The 3,290-nt window shown below is 62.5% G+C and carries 2 protein-coding genes and 1 pseudogene; 2 read left to right on the top strand and 1 reads right to left on the bottom strand.

From position 1 onward, the window contains the following. Nucleotides 1-92: 92 nt before the first annotated feature. A pseudogene (locus KH616_RS23205) lies at nucleotides 93-728 on the top strand (enoyl-CoA hydratase/isomerase family protein); the annotation flags it as partial. 378 nt (nucleotides 729-1,106) lie between these two features. Here the strand turns inward: KH616_RS23205 and KH616_RS23200 are convergent. After that, nucleotides 1,107-1,748 (bottom strand): hydrolase, encoded by a 642-nt coding sequence (locus KH616_RS23200; protein ID WP_292252294.1) that lies wholly within the window; start codon nucleotides 1,746-1,748, stop codon nucleotides 1,107-1,109. A 744-nt stretch (nucleotides 1,749-2,492) separates the two neighbouring features. Here KH616_RS23200 and KH616_RS23195 point away from each other — a divergent pair. After that, a partial coding sequence (locus KH616_RS23195; protein ID WP_292252293.1) for a TonB-dependent receptor plug domain-containing protein occupies nucleotides 2,493-3,290 on the top strand: 798 nt, incomplete at its 3' end.

Below are 3,290 nucleotides of genomic sequence, written 5' to 3'. Positions count from 1 at the left end.
TAAGAACAGTTTCATCATTACTTCTTAAAATTAAGATTTCTTCATCATAGCTTAGAAATTCTATAGTATTAGGATTTTCCTTTGCCAAAGCAGAGCTGGCGCTGTACGTCGGGCTGACGGGTGCGATGCTGTCCGGCGCGGACGCGTTGGCTACGAAGCTCGCGGATCTGTGCGTGCCGTCGTCATGGCTCGGCACGTTCGAGACGCGGCTCGAAAGCGCGAAGTGGGACGGCGGCGTGCCGGCCGCACTGCGCAAGGTGTTCGAGCCGCCGTGCAATGTCGTCCCGCATGCGGCACTCGACAGCCAGATGACGTGGGTCACCCGGCATTTCGACAAGCGCTCGACCGTCGAGCGGATCGTCGCGACGCTCAGGCAGGATCTCGCGCGTGACGAACTGTCGCGCGAGCATCGCCAATGGCTGCAGACGACGCTCGACGCGATGCTCGGCCATTCGCCGACGATGCTGTGCGTCACGCGCGATGCGTTGCTGCGCGGCCGGCAGATGACCCTCGCCGAATCGTTCCGGATGGAGCTCGGTATTGTGATGCGTGCGATCGAGGAGGGCGATTTCTGCGAAGGCGTGCGCGCGCATCTAGTCGACAAGGATCGCAAGCCGCGCTGGGCGCCGATGTCGCTCGTCGAAGTGCGCGCCGAGCAGGTACGCCATTTTTTGACGTCGCCGTGGAAGAAATGGACGCATCCGCTGGCGGAGCTGGGAGTGGCTTGATGTGTCGGCGCGCATGGCGGCCGCGTTCAGGAACGGCGGGAAAATCGACTGCTCTGAATACGTGGTTGCGTGGTGTGGCGTTCGCGTGTGCTGGCCGGCGTTCGGGCGACATCAACAGGCGTGTCGTCGTTTCGGCGCAGACCATGCGGGCGAGCGCCGCGTGGCATTCGACGACCGGCTCCGGACGCGAGCGGCCTGCGTCAAACGCCGGGTCTTGCGCCGCTCCGCATCATCTTTTCCAGGAAGACGCGCTGAGTCGCGCGTAGATCGCATGCGTGTCCATTCAACGTACGTTTGTCGCCGTTCGCCGACACACTGATGATGCCCGTTCCGGCGATGTCGAGTGGCCGGAACGGGTTGCAGATTCAACCGGGCGACTTATCCATTCTTGTCGTACGAGAACTGGATGCCGGCCGTCCCGCCGGTTTCGATAAACAGGTGAATGAACGCCGGTACGGTTTCGCTGCGTGCCCAGTCGCGTTGCAGCTCGCAGAACAGCTGGGCGACACTGATCATCTTGCCGCCCGCCTGTTCGATACGGCGCAGCGCGGCTTCGTGCGCGGCGACGGACGTGCCGCCGACCGCATCGACGACGACATATACCTCGTAGCCGGCCTGCAAGGCATCGAGCGCCGGAAACGTCAGGCACGCTTCCGTCCAGAGCGCGGTCATGATCAATTTCTTGCGTCCGGTCGCCTCGACGGCCTTGCGGAATTCGACGTCTTCCCACGAGTTGATGCTCGTGCGATCGTAGGTCGGATAGTCGCCAAGTACCGCGCGCAGTTGCGGGATCGGCGGCTTGTTCAGGCCGGTCTGCACGTTGACCGTCGAATGGATGATCGGCAGCTTGTATGCGACGGCGGCCTTCGCGGTTCCCACGATGTTGTTAACCAGCAACTGACGATCCATCGACGCAATCGAATTCACCTGGACCGGCTGGTAATCGATGATGACGAAGGCCGCGTTCTGCGGTGTGAGCAGGTGATCTTTTGCGGGATCGCGAATCGGTTCGCTCGCCATGATTGTCTCCAGAAACAGTACGTGAAATGAACAACGGGGCTGAATCGTCGATGCGTGGCGCATCCGCCACGTCGGGGCAATCGTTGCGGTTTGTCCGCTCAAACTGCCGTCATTCGAATCGCGAATCCGACCCGCTCCGGGCGACGCAGATATCTGCGCCGCGTGCACCATCATGCCGCTTGTCGACCCGTTCGCGCCACTGCTTCGCCTGAAAACCGACCGATGCGTTGTCGCGCGACACGCACGATCAGCAAGGCATATTCATTCGAACCCGAAGCTCCGACGCCATTCGCTGCCCATGTTGTCGTCGGTGACGCGCTGCATGCCCGATGTGCGCTCAAGGATATGCGAGCACGCCTCGATAGGACGTAAATGCTTGTTTCCCCCTAGTGCGCGCTGATCCGCACGCACGGACATGGAGAAACCGTCTCGACCACAGATGTCCTGCCAAGGGTTGGCGATCACGCGGCTGATAGGCGGCAACGTCTCGAGCAGGCGTGATTGCGGCGTCCGGCATGGTCTCCTGCGCCGCCGCGTAAGCAATATGAAGGAATGCGTTGCTGAAAGGCAGCAAATCGTCACATTGTGCGCATCTGTCACGTAAACGCATATGCGAATCATTCGCATGTGCGTATGATCGCGGCTATCGCTTCAGCTTCATCATCCTTACCCCGCTTGGATATCCGCGGTGACGCTGTGTGCCGTCACCCAAAGAATCGCTTTACCTCAGGAATGCGTCATCCCATGTTCACCACCGTTTCTCAGCGTCCGTCCGTCAGGCCGCTGCATGTCGCCGTTCGTCATCTGTTCGCCTGCGCGGCGTTGCCATTGACGCTCGGCATGGCCACCGCGGCGCACGCGCAAGCCGGCGCGGCATCGGCCGGCACCGACAACACCCTGCCGGCCATCCAGGTGCAGGGCACGGCGGCGCCGCTGCCCGGCGATTACGCGCCGACCTATTCGGGCGGTCAGATTGCGCGCGGTGGTGAATTCGGCGTGTTCGGCACCCAGAACGCCAGCGACGTGCCTTTCAGCATGACGAGTTACACATCGAAGGCGATCGAGGATGCCCAGGCGCAGACGATCGGGGCGCTGCTCTCGCACGATCCCGCCGTGCGCCCGGCTTTCGGTTTCGGCAATTTTTCCGAAGTGTTCGTGATTCGCGGCTTCCAGCTGAACGGCGACGATATCTCGCTGGGCGGCCTGTATGGCGTCACGCCCCGCCAGCTGATCTCGACCGACGTGCTCGAACGCGTGGAGGTGTTCAAGGGCGCGAACGCGTTCCTGAACGGCGCGTCGCCGACCGGCTCGGCGATCGGCGGCGGCATCAATCTCGGACTCAAGCGCGCCGACGACAAGCCGCTCACGCGCGTGACGGTCGACGGCAGCGCGACCGGCGTGATTGGCACGCACGTCGACGTGGGCCGCCGCTTCGGCAGCGACGGGCAGTTCGGCATTCGCGTGAACGGCTCCATCCGCGGGGGCGAGACCAGCATCGACAACGAATTCCGCCACAGCCAGACCACGGCCGTCGCGCTCGAC

Source organism: Burkholderia sp., assembly GCF_018375725.1.
Lineage (GTDB): Bacteria > Pseudomonadota > Gammaproteobacteria > Burkholderiales > Burkholderiaceae > Burkholderia.
The sequence above is the reverse complement of the archived record's forward strand: the minus strand, read 5'-3'. Positions and strand labels throughout refer to the sequence as shown.